Here is a 20095-nt window from a genome sequence, read left to right on the forward strand (position 1 = left end):
TCAGATTAAACTACAAGCTGAATATCAAAATCATCTGGTTTAATTTCATTAGATGGTTCCAATACTGGCTTAGGATCAGTTTTTACAGGAACTGTATTATCTATTTCAAATGCAATTCTGCAAGTATGGTCACTTGGTAAAATTGAAATTTTTTTCGCTTTTAAGTCCTGTACGAAGCTAGTTGGGTATGCAAATTCAAAAGGAATATTTGGGATATCAATGTCTTTATAGGCTGGATGTGATGCTGAAGGAAAGTATAAAATCCATGTTCTCAATTTTGTCTCATCATCATAAGCAGACTGATTCTCCTTAATATTATTTAATGTCATTAATCCTTTTTCACAGTGTGCTGATACAACTTGATCAGCTAACCCCAATGCAATATTCCCGCTCATAAAGATAATTTGTATTTTCTTTACTGTATTCTCAATTCTTGGCTGGCTGTCATTGTGGAATATCCAAGCAGGATCAGATTGTCGAAGCAGTAAAGCAATCTGTTCTCCAATTTTTCCCCATCGTGCAATAAAGCGTGCACGGTTATAGTGAGTATTTGTTCTATAGTCAGCATCACCGATCATAATTGCGTTTCTGACTAACTCGAGATCAGGTAATCCTAACTGTTTAGCTTTTTTGATAGCATTTTCACCTTTGAAAAAATCACATGGCGTGGGTTCAGAAGGTTGGATTGATTCTTCATCAAGGAGATTTAAATTCATCTTAAAAGTTATCCTAAAGTAGCGAATGTCTTTTTTATAACATCTTTTGATGTTTTAAAAAAGATATTTTTATAAATGTGTGCTATCTTCACTTACAACTTGATAATAAGAATTTTGGAGAAGAGACGTTGAGTAACTTATTCATTAATCATAAAAATTGTCCTGAATGCGGTGGCCGTATCAAAGGCTATTATTACTACTGTGGGCAGTGTGGTAGTCAAAATGTTGTAAACTGGAAGCACACGGGGATATTTTTGTTGATTGCTGGAAAGATTTTTCTGGTTGCTATGCTTTTTTTGCTAAAAAATTTTGTTCAAATCCATTTTTTTCACAAGTTTCATTGTGCTAATTTTTTAAATAATTCATAGAGGTTGATAGTAAAATGAAAGTTAAAGATTTAATTAAATAATTAGAAGAGTTTGATCTGGAATTAGATGTTTTAATTGCTAATGAAGAGAACAAAATCATTGGCATAAAAACCCTAGCCCGATTCTTTGAAATAAGCTATGTTTCTTTTGTTCATCCAGAGACACAAAGAAATGATATGGAAAGAAATGTTGAATTTACCTTTTTAGGAATGTCGACTAAAGACTCTAGAGTTATTGTTTTTATTGACGTTGTTCCATAATTTTCAAGTAGTCAAAATGAGTATACAATATTCATGTGATGCAAGAAGATACAACTGGATAGGATGGGCCCATAAGTATTTGAAGCTGCCTCGTGTATGATCATGGGGACTGTCCAAACAAACGGCTTTTGAGAGTGCTGCCTGATACGAAAAATAATATCCAAGAGATGCTAGCGGTAAATTTAGTGTAAAATTTAATGCTAGCCATCATTAAAACTTATTTAAAAATATGAAGTTATATCGCACAGATTGGAATATGTTTCCTAAAACGGTTATTGACCGTGGTCTTGGAGATGCAACCTCTCATTACATGTATGAAGCTGCTAAAGCAGGGGATGTTGAAAGTGCGTATATTTTAGCTAAAGATTTAGTTTCGGATGAGGCGATTGCTGAACTAGAAAGAATTATCGATGGTCGGGAAACTATTATAGTACCTGTACATGCTGAGGAAGCAGTCGGTCGTAATATGATTCCTTTAGCTACTTCAGCAGTTATAGCAAAGAAACTTGGGCTTGAAGTTGATACGAATATAGTTCAAGCTATAAAAGTATCAAGAACTGGCGGTGATGGGTGGCATAGATTAGCCAACCCACCAGCATTTGATGGGACAATAAACAATGATAAATGTGTTATTATTGTTGATGATACCCAGACCCAAGGTGGTACTTTTGCAGCATTAAAAGGTCATATTGAAACAACTGGGACGAATAAAGTTATTGGAGCATATGCACTGACGGGTAAACAATACTCATCACAATTAGCTCTAAGTAAAGAAACTCTTCAGCAATTGAGGGATGTATATGGTAATCTTGAAGCATGGTGGAAATCGATTTACGGGTACGATTTCGAAAGGCTCACAGAGTGGGAAGCAAAGTATATCCTCAACTCTCGTAAAACAGCTGACGAAGTCCGAGATAGAATCATTGCGTCAAAACAAACGTGATGCTTATGCACTTATGATGAAAATGAATTAATTATTATTTAATTAAGTTAAAAGACTGCTATATAGCGGTCTTTTTTGTTTTTGAGCTCTACAAATTTTAATGAGTACATATAGTTACTTTTATAAAAATGATAATAAAGGGTAGAGGAGGTCATCTAAGAATTTAAAGCACAAGACTTATTTAACATTGATGACAGAAAAAGTGAGTTGTTGGGAACTTAAAGAAGAGGTGGTACTTATAATGGTTACTAAAATACAAATACTTAAAATATTAAATATATAAAACAATATATTACAAATATATATGATGCGTAGTGTACGCATCATATATATTTTCTTCTATTTTGATATAATGGATCTCGTCAATCCGCTGATAGGTTTCATTTAAATTTCATGAGTCTTACTGAAATTAAAGTTCGCCAAGCTCATTGCAAGGAAAAAACTTGTTTTTTATCCGATGAAGATGGACTTAGCCTGAAGATTGAGCCGACTGGAAGAAAATCTTGGTGCTATCGCTATACAGATCCACAAACAAAAAAACGTCGCCGCATTCAGTTGGGGCTTTATCCTGATTTATCGCTGAAAAAGGCACGACAAGTCAAAGATGACTTTAAAGACAATAATTATTGTTTTGAGCATGATACTGTCTCTAATGTCATCACCTTTCGTAAGGTAGGGGAGGAGTGGCTGCAGTTCAAACTGAAAAATGCATTTAATGATTCACCCCGCTGCGGTGTACTACAGTTAGCAGAAAGATGTTTACAGCAAGATATTTATCCAGACCTTCAGGATTTACCTTTTCAAAACATCAAGCGTTATGACCTGGTTTCAGTAATCAAAAAAATAGAGGGACGCCAAGTAAAAGAACCTGTCAAGAAAGCTTGTAGTTATTTGAACCAAATTTATGACTACGCTGTAGCGATGGGTTATTGTGAATTCAACATCGCGCATGGTTTAAATAAAATCGCCATTAACAGTAAAATCAAGAAGAATTATCCGTATTTGAAAGCGGAGGATATATCAGATTTTAAGAAAAATTTATTAAAATTGGATGCCCATCCGATTATTAAAAAAGCACTGCTGTTCAAATTACATACTGGCGTGCGAGGGGCTGAATTGTTATTGGCTGAGCCTCATCATTTTGATTTAAATGAAAAAATCTGGAAAATACCTGCCTTGCATATTAAACAGTTTCGACGAAAAGTCATATTAGGCCATGAGATTCCCGACTTCTTAGTTCCACTTTCAGATCAGGCTTTAGATATTTTAAAAGACGTCATGCAATGGTCATACGGTGAAAAGTACATTTTTGCTAGCCCACGGAAACATAATCAACCGATTCATTTTAATACATTAAATATGGCTATACGTAAGATGGGCTATGGAAAACATCAATTATCCTCTCATGGACTACGTTCCACTTTTAGTACCATTTTGAATGACTCAGGTTTGTTCCAGGATAACTGGATTGAGGCACAACTTTCACATATTGATAAGAACCGTACCCGTGCCAGCTATAATCACGCTGACTATTTAGCCCAGCGGACTGAAATGATGCAGTGGTGGGGTGATTATTTAAGTACTGCTAAGTGAAAATCGTACTTTTATACATAGACTTAAAACATTATGGGGTTTCAAATGGATAGTAAACAATATACTTGCCGTGTTACATGGTCAGCAGAATATAATGAGTATGTTGGGTTGTGTGCTGAGTTTCCATCATTGTCTTGGCTTGATGCGGATCAGTCTAAAGCATTCTCAGGAATAGAGGAGCTCGTTGCTGATGTTGTCGCTGATATGATTAGCAATAATGAAAAAGTTCCTACACCACTCTCCGGGAAAATATAGTAGGCAGTTTGTTGTCCTTGTTCTCAGTGGTTCAACAAAAACTAGCCCTCGAAGCCGCAGAACGTGGCGTGGACATAAATTGTTTAGTATCAGTAAAAAGAGCGATGTAATTTTAGTACGAGTGAGTGATAGAGCAGGAACCTATGCTTCATATATTCAGTAAATGGTATGTTTTTGAATTAATAGGTATCGCGGATTCAAATCCCAAGTGCGACACATTTGTAGTTAGTTGAAAAAGTTAGGTGTATTAGAATCATTAGACTTTTTCAACTCGCAATTGGAAAGCACACAATGAAGCAATACACCCAACTTTCTCAAGAAGAAAGATACGAAATTTATGCTGCCTTGAAAAGTAAATCTTCAATCTCTACTCTTTCCAGAGAGCTTGGTCGTTCCAGATCAACCCTCTATCGTGAGATCAAAAGGAATACAGGGGAACGCGGCTATCGGGCTAAACAGGCTGATCGGTTTTCAAGTCAACGACGATACCGTTCTTCATCTCAGATGACAGACTTCGCCATATTTTACATCCGTTATCTGATTGCTCTGGATTGGTCGCCTGAACAGATTTCCGGGGCATTGAAACAACGCGGCTGGCTAGATGTCCCATCACATGAGTGGATCTATCAGTACATCTATCAGGATAAATCTAAGGGTGGAGAACTGCATCAACATTTAAGACACCAGAAAACCTATCGCAAGCGGGGTTATAAAAACACAGACCGTAGAGGCCAACTGGTTGATAGAACAAGCATTCACTGTCGCGACGAGATCATAGACAAGCGTCAACGTCTTGGTGATTTTGAAGGTGATACCGTGATAGGCAAGAATCATAAGGGGGCATTATTAACCCTGGTTGATCGCAAGAGTCTGTATCTACATATCGCTCATTTGGGGAAAACTAGAACCTCAGCTAAAACGATCACGTGTGCTTTAGAGTGTTTGCGCCACAGTCATGCATATAGTGTGACCTTTGATAATGGCAAGGAATTCTCAGAGCATTGGCGGATAAAGGAAGCAGGTATAGAAACTTACTTTGCAGATCCGTACAAGTCGATTCAACGTGCCAGAAATGAAAATAGCAATGGTCTGATCAGGCAATATCTGCCAAAATCCTCATCGTTTGATGATGTTTCAAAAGAACGGATAGAACAGATAGAATCTGCTCTAAATAATCGCCCCAGAAAGACACTGGGATGGTATACGCCCAGTGATGTTATGGCTGGTTTTTATACTGTTGCACTTGCCGCTTGAATCCGCCTATTTTTAAATAAAGCTTTCTTTGATTTAGTGCTTTTTATTTAATAAATTAATTTTAAAAACAACTTAGGCTAATTGATAAACACTATCTGGAAAGATTAAAAGAAAATATTTTTTAATTTCTGCTAATTCATTTAAGGCAGGTTCCCTTTCAAGCAGTTGAAATGTCCAAATAAGTACAGCCTGATGATTATCATAGCAAGTATTTACTCCAAGAAAATTAGCCATTCCATAACTTCTATTGATGTTCATTTCTTTAATTAATTGATTTCCTAAGTCACGAGCTTGCTGGCTGATCAATAACTCATTTGGTAACACGGCGGTCATCTCCACAAAATAATCTAATGCAGGTTCAATCCTTATATTTAAAAAGTTATAATTTAGTTGAAATGGATAAAATATACTTTCTATAAGTTGTAATAACCTGCTGTAGGTTAATTTTAGCAAAGTATTACTCAGTCAACAACTTCAAATAACCCACAGCAAGTTATTTTTTGTAAATTAATTTAAATATGATTACTTGTAAGTTATCTAGCCTCATGGGCGATAGAAAAATTTTAAAATTAAGTGAAGTGGTGCATGCAACAGGTATCAATCGCAACACGCTCACAAGTATGTATTATGACCGTGCTGTACGTATTGAATTACCAGTCGCCGATAAGTTGTGTAAGTACTTTAACTGTACGATGAATGATTTGTTTGAGTTTAAGGAAGAAGTTGAAGAAAAATATTAACTTAATACTTCGTTTGATAAGTTTTTCGAAGAAAAAGACTAGCCAATACTTAGTTTGATAAGTTTTTCTCTGCAGATCTAATATTGAATTTTATAAAATATCATTACAAACAGATACTAATTTCATTACTTCTAAAATGAAATCAAGAGGTGGTCCCACATGTTTGAACAACTAAAAGCTTATTTATAAGTGATACTCTGCTCTAGTTAAGCTACCTTATTTTGTTGTGGTAGCTGGTCATAGTAAAACTCATCTGGAGTCATTTTGTCCAGACTCGAATGAGGTCGTTTCAAATTATAAAATTCAAAATATGCGTTTAATTGCTTCTTCGCATCCAAAACATTGCTGTAGGCTTTGAGATACACCTCTTCATATTTAACGCTCCGCCATAATCGTTCAACCATCACATTATCAACCCATCGACCTTTACCATCCATGCTGATTTGGATGTCATTTGATTTCAATACATCAATAAATGCATCACTGGTAAACTGACTGCCTTGGTCTGTATTAAATATTTCAGGTCGACCATATTTTTCAATAGCTTCATTTAATGTTTCTATGCAAAATGTAACCTCCATACTAATCGATACTCTATGCGCAAGTACCTTGCGGCTATGCCAATCAATCACAGCACATAAATAAACAAAGCCTTTTGCCATAGGGATATACGTTATATCCGTAGACCACACTTGATTACTGCGCTGAATAGCCAATCCTTTGAGCAGATATGGATATTTGCGGTGAGCTTGATTAGCCTGGCTTAAATTTGGTTTGCAATATAACGCATTAATGCCCATTTTCTTCATTAAAGTACGTGTATGACGTCGTCCTATATGATGTCCTTGACGATTCAACAAATCACGCATCATACGGCTACCTGCAAAAGGGTATTGCATATGTAATTCATCAATACAGCGCATCAGCTTCAGATCTGATGCACTCACAGGTTTTGGGCGATAGTAATAACAACCACGGGAGACTTTCAGCAGCTGAGCTTGCTTAGATACTGAAATCTGAAGTGAGTCATCGATTAACTTTTGTGGTTGAAGCGGCCCAGTTTCTTCAACACACCTTCTAAAAAATCAATTTCTAATGCCTGCTCACCGATTTTTGCATGTAGTTTTTTTAGATCGATGGGTGGTTCTGTTGGAGCTTTTGATTGATCGAAAGCTTGCGAGGAAGCTGAAATCAGTTGATTTTTCCAGTCGATAATTTGGTTTTGATGAACATCAAATTCAGCACTCAATTCAGCAAGTGTTTTTTCTGCTTTAATCGCAGCAAGTGCTACCTTAGCTTTAAAATCATTTGAATGATTTCTTCTTGGTCTACGTGCCATAAAATACTCCATATATTGATGTTTATAACATCATTTGGGGAGCAAAATATCACTTATAAGTGTTGTTCAAATTTCCTGATCCACCTCTAGATTGTAGCAGAATTACTATTTATTAAAAGTATAAGCGATATTAATTTAATAGTTTTGATTTAATCCAGCGTAATAATTTTTAGGATAAAGTAAAAATAAAAATAATTGATTTCAATCTGAATCAATTCAGATTGAAATCGTGCATGATTAATTTTGCTCTAAAAAAATAATGATTAAAATTTATAAAGTAAAGTAGATGAATGTATTTTCACGACATTGTAGGGATATTTATTAACTGGCCCTTTAACGGAGATGAAATTTTGTGACTGAGTATATTCTTGAATTGATTTAAGCAAACTCATTGCTTCTCGAGATAAGGGGGATATGGTTTTCTTTTTCCGCCTTCATCTGCTCTTTAGAAATAACCGAGATATTATGCTTAGGTGGAAATTACCCTTTAGATCCTGAAAAAATTGGATTTCCAAACTTAATTAGATCTTAAGAACTTAAATTTATCCTGAGAGAAAATATTTTTGAGGGTAGATCAGTGAGTCAACAAGTGAGTGTATTACGAAATAATAAAATATTTCTCAGTATTTGCACATTGGTCTTGGTAATTTTAGGAGTTTGGTGGGCGAGCAGTTCACTATTTAATAAAAATAAAGCGGAAAAATCAAAGCCACAAAATGTAACCGCCAATGAAACAGAAACCATAGATGTCTCTGGTAATCAGATTTTAATTTCGCCCACACAGATTCAACAGGCAGGTATTCAATTACAAACTTTAGGACAAGCGACAAGTGATGTACAACTTGCACTGACTTTGCAGGGGCAAGCGCAGTGGTCACCTCAAAGTAAAGTGGTCTTAACCAGCCCGATAGCGGGGATAGTTCAACAGGTACTGGTGCAACCTTTAGCCGAAGTGGGTCTCCATAATCCTGTACTGGCCATTCATAGCCCTGATTTAATTCAGATTCAAAATGAAATTTTACAAATTCGTGCACAACTGCAATTGGCCAGCCAAAATTTGGCACGTGAACGCAGTTTATATGCTGAAGGGATTATTGCTGAAAAACGTGTACAGGAAGCCCAGAATGTAGTGCAACGACTGAATATTGATTTGAGTGCCAAGCAACGCATGTTGCAGTTTATGGGAGGAAGTAGCAGTCAGGGACTGAATTCCGTAGTGTATGTTAAAAGTCCCGCCAAAGGCAGTGTAGAAAGTTTACAGGTATCTGCAGGTCAATATGTAGAAACCGGCGCAGTACTGGGTCAGTTGGTGAATAGTGATCTACCTTTGCAATTAATGTTGCAAGCCCCTTTAGCGGATAGCAAATATATCCAGATTGGCGATCTGGTTAAAGTTGAGGGGTGTGAAATTACTGGGCAGGTACAAAAAATTGCACCAGCACTTTCAGACAATACGCAATCTCAAAATGTTTTAGTTCAGATGAATGCCAAGGATAACTGTTTAAAAGTACAACAGTTTATTAAAGCGAATATTCAAAGCCATAACCCGACAACAGAAACTGCATGGGTAATACCAAGTACTGCCTTGACTTTAAAAGATAACAAGCACTTCATTTTTATCAAAAATCAAAATGGTTTCTTTGCAATGCCGGTGGAATTGGTGGGTGCGAACCAGCAGCAAAGTCATGTGATTGGAAACACATTAAAACCTGGAATTCAAGTTGCTGTGAATGGTGTCGAACGTCTAAAAGCCGTTTGGTCAGGTTTCGGTGCAGAGCAGGCACCACCTGCCAGTAGTAGCACTGCGATGAAATGAGGTTAGGCACATGTTAAAACGTATTATTGCATTTTCACTGAGTCAACGAATCCTAATGCTGTTATTGGGTGTGGCAATCAGTGTTGCAGGTTATTTGGCATTTACAAAATTGCCGATTGATGCCTTTCCCGATGTATCAAGTACACAGGTTCAAATTGTGATGAAATCTCCTGGCATGACGCCAGAAGAGGTGGAAAGCCGTATTGTGGTACCGATAGAACAGGAAATGTTGGGAATTCCTCATCAGACTGTATTACGTTCACAATCTAAATATGCCATTGCAATCATTACCCTGGATTTTGCAGAAGGGACAGATCCTTATTGGGCCCGACAACAGGTCAATGAGCGTTTGACTGGAGTCATGTCAGCTTTGCCTGGCAATGCCTCTGGTGGGATTGCGCCTATGACGACGCCATTAGGTGAATCTTTTATGTTCACTTTACATGGCCCTATGAGTGATATGGAAAAACGAACCTTGCTCGATCGGGTCGTCCGTCCACAGCTCAGAAAAATTGAAGGGGTAGCGGATGTCAATGTCCTGGGTGGTTTGGCACGTACTTTTGAAGTGACACCCAACCTGGATGCTCTGGCATCAAGAGGTCTATCTCTTGATCAGTTAAAACAAGCAATTGAATTAAATAATGCAAGTGACGGTGCCGGTCGTCTGAATGAAAATGGAGAATCATTACTGATTCGTAGCGATAGTCGTGTCACCAATTTACAAGAGCTGGGTGAGATTATTGTTTCCAATCATCAAGGGACACTGGTGCAAGTGAAGGACATTGCCGATGTCCATACCGGTGCCCTTACCCGTTACGGGGCAGTGACCGAAAATGGTCAGGGTGAAGCTGTTCAAGGGATTGTCCTTACTTTAAAAGGCGCCAATGCACGTCAGGTTGTGCAAAGTGTGCGTGAACATTTGCAGGACATTGAGAAAAACTTACCCCCGGGCGTTACGATCAAGCCTTTTTATGACCGTGGTGAACTGGTGAATCGTGCCATTCATACCGTGAGTAAAACCTTGATCGAGGCGATTGTACTGGTCCTGATTTTATTGCTGTTGTTTTTAGGCAATTTAAGAGCCGCTTTGGTTGTTGCCGCGATTTTACCTTTATCTGCGTTGAGTACCTTCTTAATGATGCGTCAGTTTGGATTAAGTGCCAACCTGATGTCATTGGGTGGCTTAACCATTGCTATTGGTTTGCTGGTCGATGCGGCTGTTGTGGTGGTGGAAAATATCGAAATGCAACTGGCAGATGCACACGAGTCCAAACACCGTTTGTTTTTACCGTCGCTGAACGTCATTTATCGCGCGGTTTGTGAGGTGGCGGTGCCGGTGACCGCAGGAATGATCATTATTATGCTGGTCTTCATTCCGTTGATGACGTTGCAGGGGCTGGAAGGGAAGCTTTTCTCTCCGGTGGCGCTGACCATTGTCTTTGCACTGTCGAGCTCACTGATTTTTTCATTAACAATTATTCCGGTGCTGTGTTCTTATTTCTTGAAATCTCAAGCACATCACACGCCATATATTGTTGCTAAGCTGGAACAGGCATATAGCAAGGTATTAAATGCAAGTTTAGCTCATCCGAAACGTGTTTATGCTTTGGCCGGAGGCGCTTTGGTGGTTGCTGCACTTATTTTCCCACTCATTGGTAAGTCTTTTATGCCAACCATGGATGAAGGTGACACCATATTGCAGCTGGAAAAAATGCCATCGATCAGTCTGCAAAATTCAATTGCACTTGATCTGGACATTCAAAGAAGAATTCTAAAACAAGTTCCAGAAGTGGCCCGCATTGTGGCAAGAACAGGCTCGGATGAACTGGGCCTGGACCCCATGGGCTTAAATGAAACCGATAGCTTTGTCATTTTGAAACCGCAAGATCAGTGGCAGGGACAAAGTAAGGAGCAGATTTTAGCCAAAGTTCGCCATGTATTGACTGACGTTCCTGGAGTCAATCTGACCTTTAGTCAGCCGATTGAAATGCGGACCTCAGAAATGTTATCAGGTGTACGTGGAGATTTAGCAGTCAAAATTTTTGGTACCGATTTAGACCAGCTAAATCAGCTGTCTAAGCAAATTTCTACCGTTCTACAAGGGATCAAAGGCAGTGAAGATGTCATGACGTTGGAAAATTCCGGGGTGCAATATCAGGAATTACGTATTCGTCGTGATATGGCTGTTCGCAATCAGCTAGATAGTCAAAGCATACAGGCACAACTCAAAATGCTCATCGAAGGGCAGCAAATTAGTTCGATTATTGAACAGGGTCGACCGGTTCCGTTGATGATCAAAGGTGATCCGCGTCTGGGGCAATCCAGTTTTGCCCTTGCAAATATGAATTTACCTGTTGAAAACTCAGCGGCTGTACCATTGTCCTCTTTAGCAGAAATGGTCAAGACTGAAGGTGTCGTTAAAATTGACCGGGAAAATGCTTCAAGAATGTCCGTTGTCCGTGCCAATGTGCGTGACCGCGACCTGGTCGGTTTTGTCGAGGAAGCAAAACAGCAGGTTGCCCAGAGAGTTAAATTACCGGCAGGATATTCATTGAAATGGGGTGGCCAGTTTGAAAATCAACAACGTGCAGCAGCGCGTCTGATGCTGGTTGTCCCTGCAGCGTTGACCATGATTTTTTTCCTGCTCTTTACAACTTTAGGTTCTGTTCGTCAGGCAGTACTGGTTTTTGTGAATATTCCCTTTGCTTTAATTGGTGGAGTCGTGGCCTTAGCCATTACCGGTGAATATTTATCGGTGCCTGCTTCGGTCGGATTTATTGCATTAATGGGGATTGCTGTACTGAATGGTTTGGTGATGATCGGTTATTTTAACCAGCTCATTTCACGCGGCATTGCAATTGAAGAGGTGGTTCGTGAGGGAGCTATGCGACGTTTACGTCCAGTGATGATGACTGCAAGTATCGCGGCTTTGGGTTTAATTCCCTTGCTCTTTACCACTGGGCCAGGTGCTGAAATTCAGCGTCCATTAGCGATCGTGGTAATTGGCGGGTTAATTTCCTGCACCTTACTGACGCTGATTTTACTTCCTAACTTGTTTAAACAATTTGGTTTAGTGCGAGATATTCATGTCTGAAATGTGCCAACTCTCTATCAACATCTCCAGTGATATTGCGGAAGAATTAATGAGCCATTTATGGCTCATTCCCGAGATTGTGACAGGATGTACCTGTATCCCGGCACAAGGTTTCGGCAGCCACCAACATTATCGCAACATTCAAGAAAAAATTCGGGGTGCAACTGAGCGTAATTTGATTCTGTTGATTTTACCCCTCGCAACTGTGCCTTTAATTTTAGCCCATATCCAAAAGAAATTTAAATCAAGTGACTGTTTCTATTGGGTATTACCAACCATAGCATCGGGTTATGCTGGTCAAGGAAAGGTGAACGAATGAAACCAGAGATAGCTACTCAACCCCGTTTGCTGGGTAAAGCCTTATGTTTAATAGGCTTGGGCTGTTGTGTGATGATGGCTTCTGTCGTCTCCGCGGAACCCGCTTTGGATCAGGTCTTGCCACCACTCGATGCGATCAAGCAGAGCTTGTCACAGCATCCAACTGTTCGGTCGGCAGTCTCGGATCAGGACTATGCCAATTTTGCAGGACAAGGGCTAAAACTGGGCCATCCCTGGACCGTACGTGCGGGGATGCAGCTTCGTAACACCGATGCCCAGGATGGTCAAACAAAGTCCAATAGTTATGAGCCGAACTTTGGTGTTGAAAAGCAGATTCGTTTGCCTGGCAAATACCGGCTGGATCAGGATTTGGCGCAACGAGGGATGAGTATTGCAGAATTAAAATATGAAGATGCCAAACATGAAGTTGCCAAAACCTTGCTGAATCAGTGGTTTGCCTATATGCGTAGTGCTTTGCAATTGACACGCTTAGAGGAACAGCAGGCAAGAATACAACACTATATGCAAATGACCCAGCAGCGTATCCGTGCTGGAGATGCCCCACGACTGGAACTGATGCTGCTCAGCAATGAATCTCGGCAAATCGAAGAACAATATATGCAGGCTAAAACAGCTTACTACCAAGCACAGCAGCTATTGTCACGTGATTATCAGGGGAAAATTCCAGAACACTGGAGCAGTGATGTCATCAAAATTCGCCCACTCGAATATACACAGACTGAATGGATACAGCAGGTTTTGTCTGCTAACCATGAGCTTGAGTTGGCCAAAACGCAGGCAGCACAGCAAGATGCGTTAGTCAAAAGAGAGAAACTCAATCGGGTAGCTAATCCTACGGTCGGAGTGGGCTATAGTCGTGAGCAGTCAGGCATTGAAAATTTGATGAGTGTGAGCGTTTCAATTCCACTCGCCAGTCGGCAAGTGCGGATAGCTTCTGGTATGGCCATGGCGGAAGCTCAAAAGGCCAATTTTGAGATCGGACGAGTAGAAAACCGTTTGCGTCAGGAAACGCAATACTGGTTCACGCAGATGGAGTCGGCAACTGTACGGAGTGAGCAGGCTCAACAGAATTTGGCACAGTTACAGCAACAACATGGATTGATGCAAAAAGCATATAAGCTCGGTGAATTGAGTTTAAATGAACTGTTACTCCATTCGCAGCAACTGGTTGATGCGCGTGGTCGAATTGATCAAGCCAAAATTGATTATGCAGAAAGCTTGAGTTTGCTATTGCTGAATTCACATCAACTATGGCCTTTACATGAGGATCATCAGGCAGAGTAAAATATAGTAGAGTGCTGATACATCAATGCCCTGTGTGGTCATTATTCGGCTGGTATTCTGTCTTTTTGGGGCCAGAGTATAGCTGATTACTTAATTGAGCAGCACGGTAAAAGCTTGATAAAATAGTATTTTACGAAAATATTTCGGTGCTATGTCTTTCAGAATTCAGCTATAGCTGTCGTTTTCACGGAAATAAAATTTAGGCTTGCAAGAAGTAGAATGAGAGGGGGAGCTCAGACGTGAGAATATTGTTAGTTGAAGACGATGTCTTACTGGCTAAGGCGACAGCACGGGGCTTAGACCAAGCGAATTTTGTTGTTGATATCGCCACCACAGCAGAACAAGCCTATCATTTTTTGGCGAGTTATGATTATCAGTTTATTTTGCTTGATTTAGGTTTGCCAGACAGGAATGGATTGGAAATTTTAAAGTCACTGCGTCGTAAAAAGAATAAAGTAGGCGTTATTATTTTGACTGCTCAGGATAAAACTCAGGAGCGAATTTCCGGTTTAGATGCTGGGGCAGATGATTTTGTAGTTAAACCCTATGATTTGTATGAAGTTATTGCACGGATTCAAGCAGTATTACGCCGTATTTCAGGAGAAGTGAGTGATTTGATTCAGATTGGCAATATTGCGGTTAATAAAGCGACTAAACAGGTACTGAGAGATCACACTGAAGTTGAATTAACCCCGAAAGAGTTTCACTTGCTAGAACTATTTATCCTTAACCGTGGCCGGATCATTTCACGGGAGAGTATAGAAAACTCATTTTATGCCTATGATGCAGATGTGAGCAGTAATGTGATACAGGTTTATATTCATAATTTACGGCGTAAGCTGGGAAAAAATATCGTGCGCACTGTACAAAGCTTTGGATATATTATGGATGAAAATTATTAATGGCCAATTTCATTCGCAGTTATTCACTGACCAGACGTCTATCATTTATTTTAATGGTCATCACCGCCAGTGTCTGGGTGGGTAGTTTAGGTTGTATTTACTGGGGAATGCAGCGTACCGCGAACAATATTTTTGATAAATCACTGGCTGAAACAGCCCATGCTTTACTTTCGACTACTTCAAGTTCACTGGCGGGGCAAATCCCGGATCATACGGTCATCGAGAAAGCTCAAGGGGAGCATTATAATCAGATTATTTTCCAGATCTGGCATCGTAATGGCAAGTTGATTTATCGTTCGGTTGGCGTTGGCACACATCCGTTTGTCCAGCAAGCCAACTTTGGCTGGATTAATATTCACAATCAAACCTATCGCAGTTATTCGGTTTGGGACAGCACCCACACTATACAAGTACAAATTGCACAGGTCTGGACTATCCGTCAGGATATCCAGAGAGATATGCTGTTATTTTTAATAGGGGTTTCAGCATTTTTTTTACCATTATTGTCTTGGCTGATTTTGCAGACCGTACGTAGCAATTTGTCCACTGTATTCAGTATCAGTCAAAATCTGGAAAAGCAGTCGATTGAACATTTAAAACCCATCAACCCTGTCGTGCCCAAAGAAATCGAACCTTTGGTGAAGTCATTAAATACATTATTGAGTGAAGTTGCAGAAAGCATGCAACGTGAAAAACGTTTTACCTCAAATGCAGCCCATGAGTTACGTACACCTTTGGCGGCGATCCGTCTGCATGCACAAGTTTTGCAGAGTGCACGTTCGACTGAGGAGGCACGAGAAGCAGCTGAGGACATCATGATTGGCATTGATAAAACCTCGCGAATGATTACACAGTTACTAACCTTAGCCCGGATTGAACCCAATGCTCATCAAATTCAAGGCTCGGTCGATCTCGTTAATGTGATTCAAAGTACTCTTTCGATGATGGATTTTCAGCTTTGTCAAAAAAAAGTTGACTTACAGTTACAACTGGAGTCAGCTCTAGTTATGGCTCAACCTGAGCAATTGGAAATTATGCTCCGTAATCTTTTAGAGAATGCCATCATCTATCGTAGTTATGAACGCCCGTGTGTCATAAAAATCAGTTGTGGCTGTGTTAAAAATTATAGCTTTGTGCAGATTGAGGATAATGGAATTGGTTTGGATGAAGCACAAATACCTCTGATTTTCCAAAGATTCTATAGGGTGAATCAGAACAGTGTCATTATTGGCAGTGGTCTCGGCTTATCGATTGTTAAGCAAATTGTCGATTTATATCACGGAAAAGTTGAGTTACATCGGACAAATGCTATTGGTGGTCTTATGGTTAGGATTGAATTTAACCAGCAGAACTAAATAATGGCGCTATTTACTGGGCTGAGAAGTAGTTTTCAAAATTGAAGATTGGGGTGCCATAACTACTTATGGCTATATAGCGACAGAGGTAAAAAAGCCTACTGTCCTACACTCATATATTGCAGCATAAGTCTGATAAAAGCAGTAATATAACTTATGCCACTTAAAGTGAGGGTGATATTAGAGTCTGTAACTCATTTTGTGTAAGTCCGATTTTTTATAAATGATCATTTAATCAACCATCGAAATGAATAGTAAATCAATTCATTGCTTAAAGTCATGAGTAGTAATGCCACATAAGATTGGCAATGTCTATTTCTTAGCAGGATTTAATGTTGCGAAGTAAATTACTTCTTTCTTCATAGAATCATCGGAAGAAAAGATTTTTCTTTTCTTGATTGACGGATCACACTATTCAATGACTCATTTGTATAAATTGTATGATGTACTTTAGCAGGATAGCTAATGTCTCCTCTGATACAATGGTTGTCCCTGAAGGTAGTATATGTCAACAAATTCACCAATCTTTACATAATGTAAAAGTCTTTTGGAAGCAGAATAAGGGTTCATCAGATACTTAAAATGGCACTGTTGCAAATAACCACGAATGGTAAGCTGAAGACTGTTTTAGCTAAAGGTGCAGCATATGAATCCTTTCCATGGTCGGCATTTTCAGGGCGAAATCATTCTTTGGGCTGTGCGCTGGTATTGTAAATATGGCATTAGCTATCGTGAACTGCAGGAAATGCTGGCCGAACGGGGTGTGAATGTTGATCACACGACTATTTACCGTTGGGTTCAACGTTATGCTCCTGAAATAGAAAAACGTTTACGCTGGTATTGGCGTAATCCTACAGATCTGAGCTCGTGGCATATTGATGAAACCTATGTAAAAGTGAATGGACGATGGTCTTATCTGTATCGTGCAGTCGATCAACGTGGCGATACCATTGATTTTTATCTTTCTTCTAGACGTAATACCAAATCAGCATATTGTTTTCTTGGAAAAATTTTAAATAATGTGAAGAAGTGGCAAATTCCACAAGTGATCAACACGGATAAAGCACCCACATATGGACGTGCTTTATCACGGTTAAAACGGGAAGGTAAATGTCCACCAGACCTTGAGCACAGGCAGATTAAGTATAAAAATAACGTGATTGAATGTGATCATGGCAAGCTAAAGCGGATCATCAGGGCCACATTAGGATTCAAATCTATGAAGACGGCTTATGCCACAATTAAAGGTATTGAAGTCATGCGTGCACTACGTAAAGGACAAGCATCGTCATTTTATTATGGTCAGCCTCAGGGTGAAGTGTGTCTAATCAACAGGGTTTTCGGTCTCTAAGTACTTTTTAAAGGGAACATCATCGACTCAAATCTCTATTTGCAACAGTGCCTTTTTCATGGATTTATCACGTTCTAAGGTTTTCATAATCTCAACTAAATATAGTCGCTAATTTAAATTGAGTTACTCACCGGCTTTTAAATAGCGGTGATATGTGCTGAATTAGCAGGAGACTTTCACTTGGGATATGCTAGGCAGCTAACCGATAAAAGTTCTCTGCTATTTGATTTGGCGTTTTAAAATCCAAACTCTTTTGAATTCTTCGCTGATTATAAAATAACACAATGTATTTTGTAATATCTGCTTTAGCTTCATCTCTGGTTTTATAGTTGCAATGATGCACTAATTCATTCTTGAGTATGCCCCAGAAACTTTCAATCGGTGCATTATCGTAACAGTCCCCACGTTTGCTCATTGAACCTTGAAAATCACATTTTTCCAGTATCTTTCGATATTCATGGCTGCAATATTGGCTGCCTCTGTCCGAATGAATAATTAAGCCTTTCGTTGGTTTTTGATTACGAATCGCCATAGTCAGTGCATTGCAAACAAGTTGTGCGGTCATACGCTCATTTAAGCTATAGCCAACCACTTGTTTCGTGTACAGGTCTTTTACTGCTGCCAAGTATAACCAACCTTCAGCAGTCCAAATGTATGTAATATCGCTTGACCATGCAAGATTGGGCTTAGTCATTGAAAACTGTTGCTCTAGTAAATTTGCGTAGATCGCTCGATTATGATCACTCTTCGTAGTTCTTTTGAAACGCTTATGACGCTTACAATACAGCTGGTTGAGCTTTTTTATTTGACGTACAGCATACGTACTGATTTTGATACCTTGCGCTTGTAAATGCTTAGTTAATCGAATATAGCCATAGCTTTGTTTAGTTTCCTCATGAGCTATTTTGACCAAAATTGTCTGTTGATTTCGCTGAACCAATCTTTTATTCATGCCTCGTTTTAGCCAATCATAAAATCGTGACACTGAAACGTGAAGTAATCTAGCCATAAAGCTAATCGGGAATAAATGTCTTTGCTGTTTCATATAGGCTAGGACTTACGCACTATTATTTATAGATTCTCTGTGGTAGCAGATGATTTTTATCGAGAATAAAGTCATCAATGAAGTTTTTGATAACTGGTCTAAATAATTTCTTCTGCCAACGATATACATTTTCAAAGATCCGCTCAAACTGGTTCTTTTGTATCTCGACGTAGGCCATCAAGGCTGAAAAAATATGATTCAAAATCAGTTTAGATCGTCTTACTTGAAACTTTTCAATATGACAAACCTGTTTAATCACCCGGTGATATTGCTCTATTTTCCAATGACTTGAATGTAATTCATGAAAACCCTCAAAGGACAATAAATCATCTTCATCTTGATGCACAATATAAAACCTCTGCTGTTCTTTTAACTGAGTCTTAAATAATTGTACAAAGCCAAAATCTTTGAGCCAGACCACTTGACCCTGATGGAAATTTGGCAATAAACGCAGTTGAAACCATTGTCCTTTTTCTGGGGAAACCTTACGGTTACAGTCGATACCAAACATAAATCGAATACCATATTTTCTTATGGTTTTTAGATTTCCAGTCGATGAATACCAACTATCACCTGTAATAAATTGAATCTTTGCACCCCAACTGAGTACTTCACTTAACATATCCATAAAGTAATCATTCTTGGTTTTACTTTCAGATTTGTCATAAATTCGGAAATTAATTGGAATATTTTGACCATTCTGATCTGTCGCATACAAGGTAATGAGATTAATACCCTTGACGGATCGGTGGTGTTTGCCTGACCAAAAATAGCTAACCAAGTCCATATGTTGACTATAGGGTTTATCTAAAACAGTATCATCAATACTGACTATAAGTTTATTATTATCAATATGTTGAATTGCTTCTTGATATAGGTCGTGAGGTGTGTAGTCTTCACGTTCTAGAAAGCGATTTACACTATCATGCGAGATGTTATAAGTCTCGGCAAGTTGTGTGCAGCTAATAGAGTTCGGTTCTGTCATGAGAAAGCCCATATAAATGGGTAATGTACAAGTTGCTGTAGAAGCATGTTTAATTCGTCTGATCACAGATACTTTATAAAGTATTTTAATACTTTTTTGAATCCGTCAATGCGTAAGTCCTATAGGCGTACCTTACTGACTTTCTTTCGCAAAGTACGCTGCTGCCTTTTTTAGAAATTCACGTTCCATTTCAGCTGTTTTGAGCTGTTGTTTGAGCTTTTTATTTTCTTCGAGTAAGGCATTTAGATCAGGTGAATATTGTTTAGTGCCTGCTAAGGTGCCAGTCTTTGCTTTATTATTCCAATTTGAAAGAGTTTGCATTGAAATGCCAAGTTGTCTGGCTGTTTCCGATACATTGCCTTGATTGGCTTCAATCAATTTTATTGCTTCAACTTTAAATTCTGCGGTGTAAGTCTTCTGTTTCTTGCTCATGGTAAACTCCTGATGAGTGTCTAT

General features: G+C 39.0%; 16 protein-coding genes and 3 pseudogenes. 12 read left to right on the forward strand and 7 right to left on the reverse strand.

Features of this window, described 5'->3' with window-relative positions; genetic code table 11:
- Positions 1-5: 5 nt before the first annotated feature.
- Positions 6-716 carry a hypothetical protein gene (locus tag AC4CVD_RS17435; protein ID WP_001052588.1) on the reverse strand — a complete coding sequence of 237 codons (711 nt, stop codon included), beginning with the start codon at positions 714-716 and terminating at the stop codon, positions 6-8.
- Positions 717-1600: 884 nt separating this feature from the next.
- Here AC4CVD_RS17435 and AC4CVD_RS17440 point away from each other — a divergent pair.
- The 4 genes from AC4CVD_RS17440 to AC4CVD_RS17455 all read left to right on the forward strand — a co-directional run bounded on the left by AC4CVD_RS17440 (position 1601) and on the right by AC4CVD_RS17455 (position 5389).
- Complete coding sequence (locus AC4CVD_RS17440) at positions 1601-2287, forward strand: phosphoribosyltransferase (protein ID WP_000484193.1); 687 nt, start codon at positions 1601-1603, stop codon at positions 2285-2287.
- A 393-nt stretch (positions 2288-2680) separates the two neighbouring features.
- Complete coding sequence (locus tag AC4CVD_RS17445) at positions 2681-3880, forward strand: tyrosine-type recombinase/integrase (RefSeq protein WP_000059658.1); 1200 nt, start codon at positions 2681-2683, stop codon at positions 3878-3880.
- Positions 3881-3913: 33 nt separating this feature from the next.
- The gene (locus tag AC4CVD_RS17450; RefSeq protein WP_001986288.1) at positions 3914-4135 is read left to right on the forward strand and encodes a hypothetical protein; all 222 of its coding nucleotides are present in this window, start codon (positions 3914-3916) and stop codon (positions 4133-4135) included.
- 291 nt (positions 4136-4426) lie between these two features.
- Positions 4427-5389, forward strand: coding sequence for an IS30 family transposase (locus tag AC4CVD_RS17455; protein ID WP_074947987.1), 963 nt, complete (start codon positions 4427-4429; stop codon positions 5387-5389).
- 72 nt (positions 5390-5461) lie between these two features.
- On the opposite strand, the gene AC4CVD_RS17460 is transcribed toward AC4CVD_RS17455, so the two are convergent.
- Positions 5462-5713 (reverse strand): hypothetical protein, encoded by a 252-nt coding sequence (locus AC4CVD_RS17460; RefSeq protein ID WP_004658363.1) that lies wholly within the window; start codon positions 5711-5713, stop codon positions 5462-5464.
- A 194-nt stretch (positions 5714-5907) separates the two neighbouring features.
- Here AC4CVD_RS17460 and AC4CVD_RS17465 point away from each other — a divergent pair, with 194 nt between their 5' ends.
- The gene (locus AC4CVD_RS17465) at positions 5908-6129 is read left to right on the forward strand and encodes a helix-turn-helix domain-containing protein (RefSeq protein WP_326942958.1); all 222 of its coding nucleotides are present in this window, start codon (positions 5908-5910) and stop codon (positions 6127-6129) included.
- Between the two features lie 206 nt (positions 6130-6335).
- Here the strand turns inward: AC4CVD_RS17465 and AC4CVD_RS17470 are convergent.
- Positions 6336-7468 (reverse strand): IS3 family transposase gene (locus AC4CVD_RS17470; RefSeq protein WP_227555100.1). Its coding sequence is split into 2 segments (ribosomal slippage): positions 6336-7216 and positions 7216-7468, totalling 1134 coding nucleotides; the frame shifts between segments, so codons are not numbered across the junction.
- Between the two features lie 577 nt (positions 7469-8045).
- Here AC4CVD_RS17470 and AC4CVD_RS17475 point away from each other — a divergent pair.
- The 6 genes from AC4CVD_RS17475 to AC4CVD_RS17500 all read left to right on the forward strand — a co-directional run bounded on the left by AC4CVD_RS17475 (position 8046) and on the right by AC4CVD_RS17500 (position 16258).
- On the forward strand, positions 8046-9284 hold the full coding sequence (locus AC4CVD_RS17475) for an efflux RND transporter periplasmic adaptor subunit (RefSeq protein ID WP_092692956.1): 1239 nt from the start codon (positions 8046-8048) through the stop codon (positions 9282-9284).
- Between the two features lie 10 nt (positions 9285-9294).
- Positions 9295-12378 carry an efflux RND transporter permease subunit gene (locus tag AC4CVD_RS17480; protein WP_092692958.1) on the forward strand — a complete coding sequence of 1028 codons (3084 nt, stop codon included), beginning with the start codon at positions 9295-9297 and terminating at the stop codon, positions 12376-12378.
- On the forward strand, positions 12371-12697 hold the full coding sequence (locus AC4CVD_RS17485) for a DUF3240 family protein (protein WP_092692960.1): 327 nt from the start codon (positions 12371-12373) through the stop codon (positions 12695-12697). The genes AC4CVD_RS17480 and AC4CVD_RS17485 overlap by 8 nt, the downstream gene beginning before the upstream one ends.
- A complete protein-coding gene (locus AC4CVD_RS17490; protein WP_092692962.1) occupies positions 12694-14001 on the forward strand; it encodes a TolC family protein in 1308 nt (435 codons plus the stop codon). The genes AC4CVD_RS17485 and AC4CVD_RS17490 overlap by 4 nt, the downstream gene beginning before the upstream one ends.
- 239 nt (positions 14002-14240) lie before the next feature.
- Positions 14241-14903, forward strand: a complete 663-nt coding sequence (locus AC4CVD_RS17495; protein ID WP_114837830.1) for a response regulator — start codon at positions 14241-14243, stop codon at positions 14901-14903.
- Positions 14903-16258, forward strand: coding sequence for an ATP-binding protein (locus AC4CVD_RS17500; RefSeq protein WP_016165442.1), 1356 nt, complete (start codon positions 14903-14905; stop codon positions 16256-16258). The genes AC4CVD_RS17495 and AC4CVD_RS17500 overlap by 1 nt, the downstream gene beginning before the upstream one ends.
- Before the next feature lie 315 nt (positions 16259-16573).
- On the opposite strand, the pseudogene AC4CVD_RS17505 reads toward AC4CVD_RS17500, so the two are convergent.
- Positions 16574-16737, reverse strand: a pseudogene (locus AC4CVD_RS17505) (IS256 family transposase); the annotation flags it as partial.
- A gap of 167 nt (positions 16738-16904) precedes the next feature.
- On the opposite strand from AC4CVD_RS17505, the gene AC4CVD_RS17510 reads away from it, so the two are divergent.
- Positions 16905-17609 carry an IS6-like element IS1006 family transposase gene (locus AC4CVD_RS17510; RefSeq protein WP_001067784.1) on the forward strand — a complete coding sequence of 235 codons (705 nt, stop codon included), beginning with the start codon at positions 16905-16907 and terminating at the stop codon, positions 17607-17609.
- Positions 17610-17799: 190 nt separating this feature from the next.
- On the opposite strand, the pseudogene AC4CVD_RS17515 reads toward AC4CVD_RS17510, so the two are convergent.
- The 3 genes and pseudogenes from AC4CVD_RS17515 to AC4CVD_RS17525 form a co-directional block, all read right to left on the reverse strand.
- Positions 17800-18660: pseudogene (locus tag AC4CVD_RS17515) on the reverse strand (IS3-like element ISAba21 family transposase); the annotation flags it as partial.
- 16 nt (positions 18661-18676) lie between these two features.
- Positions 18677-19705 (reverse strand): IS701 family transposase, encoded by a 1029-nt coding sequence (locus tag AC4CVD_RS17520; protein ID WP_007116247.1) that lies wholly within the window; start codon positions 19703-19705, stop codon positions 18677-18679.
- Positions 19706-19760: 55 nt separating this feature from the next.
- Positions 19761-20071, reverse strand: a pseudogene (locus tag AC4CVD_RS17525) (transposase); the annotation flags it as partial.
- Positions 20072-20095: the final 24 nt, after the last annotated feature.

The organism is Acinetobacter sp. LipI_23 (assembly GCF_058243045.1).

What these genes read in the sequence shown, in the direction of transcription:
- AC4CVD_RS17435 (WP_001052588.1), bottom strand. Translation starts at nt 716, where the DNA reads ATGAATTTAAATCTCCTTGATGAAGAATCAATCCAACCTTCTGAACCC.
- AC4CVD_RS17440 (WP_000484193.1), top strand. Translation starts at nt 1,601, where the DNA reads ATGTTTCCTAAAACGGTTATTGACCGTGGTCTTGGAGATGCAACCTCT.
- AC4CVD_RS17445 (WP_000059658.1), top strand. Translation starts at nt 2,681, where the DNA reads ATGAGTCTTACTGAAATTAAAGTTCGCCAAGCTCATTGCAAGGAAAAA.
- AC4CVD_RS17450 (WP_001986288.1), top strand. Translation starts at nt 3,914, where the DNA reads ATGGGGTTTCAAATGGATAGTAAACAATATACTTGCCGTGTTACATGG.
- AC4CVD_RS17455 (WP_074947987.1), top strand. Translation starts at nt 4,427, where the DNA reads ATGAAGCAATACACCCAACTTTCTCAAGAAGAAAGATACGAAATTTAT.
- AC4CVD_RS17465 (WP_326942958.1), top strand. Translation starts at nt 5,908, where the DNA reads ATGATTACTTGTAAGTTATCTAGCCTCATGGGCGATAGAAAAATTTTA.
- AC4CVD_RS17480 (WP_092692958.1), top strand. Translation starts at nt 9,295, where the DNA reads ATGTTAAAACGTATTATTGCATTTTCACTGAGTCAACGAATCCTAATG.
- AC4CVD_RS17485 (WP_092692960.1), top strand. Translation starts at nt 12,371, where the DNA reads ATGTCTGAAATGTGCCAACTCTCTATCAACATCTCCAGTGATATTGCG.
- AC4CVD_RS17490 (WP_092692962.1), top strand. Translation starts at nt 12,694, where the DNA reads ATGAAACCAGAGATAGCTACTCAACCCCGTTTGCTGGGTAAAGCCTTA.
- AC4CVD_RS17500 (WP_016165442.1), top strand. Translation starts at nt 14,903, where the DNA reads ATGGCCAATTTCATTCGCAGTTATTCACTGACCAGACGTCTATCATTT.
- AC4CVD_RS17510 (WP_001067784.1), top strand. Translation starts at nt 16,905, where the DNA reads ATGAATCCTTTCCATGGTCGGCATTTTCAGGGCGAAATCATTCTTTGG.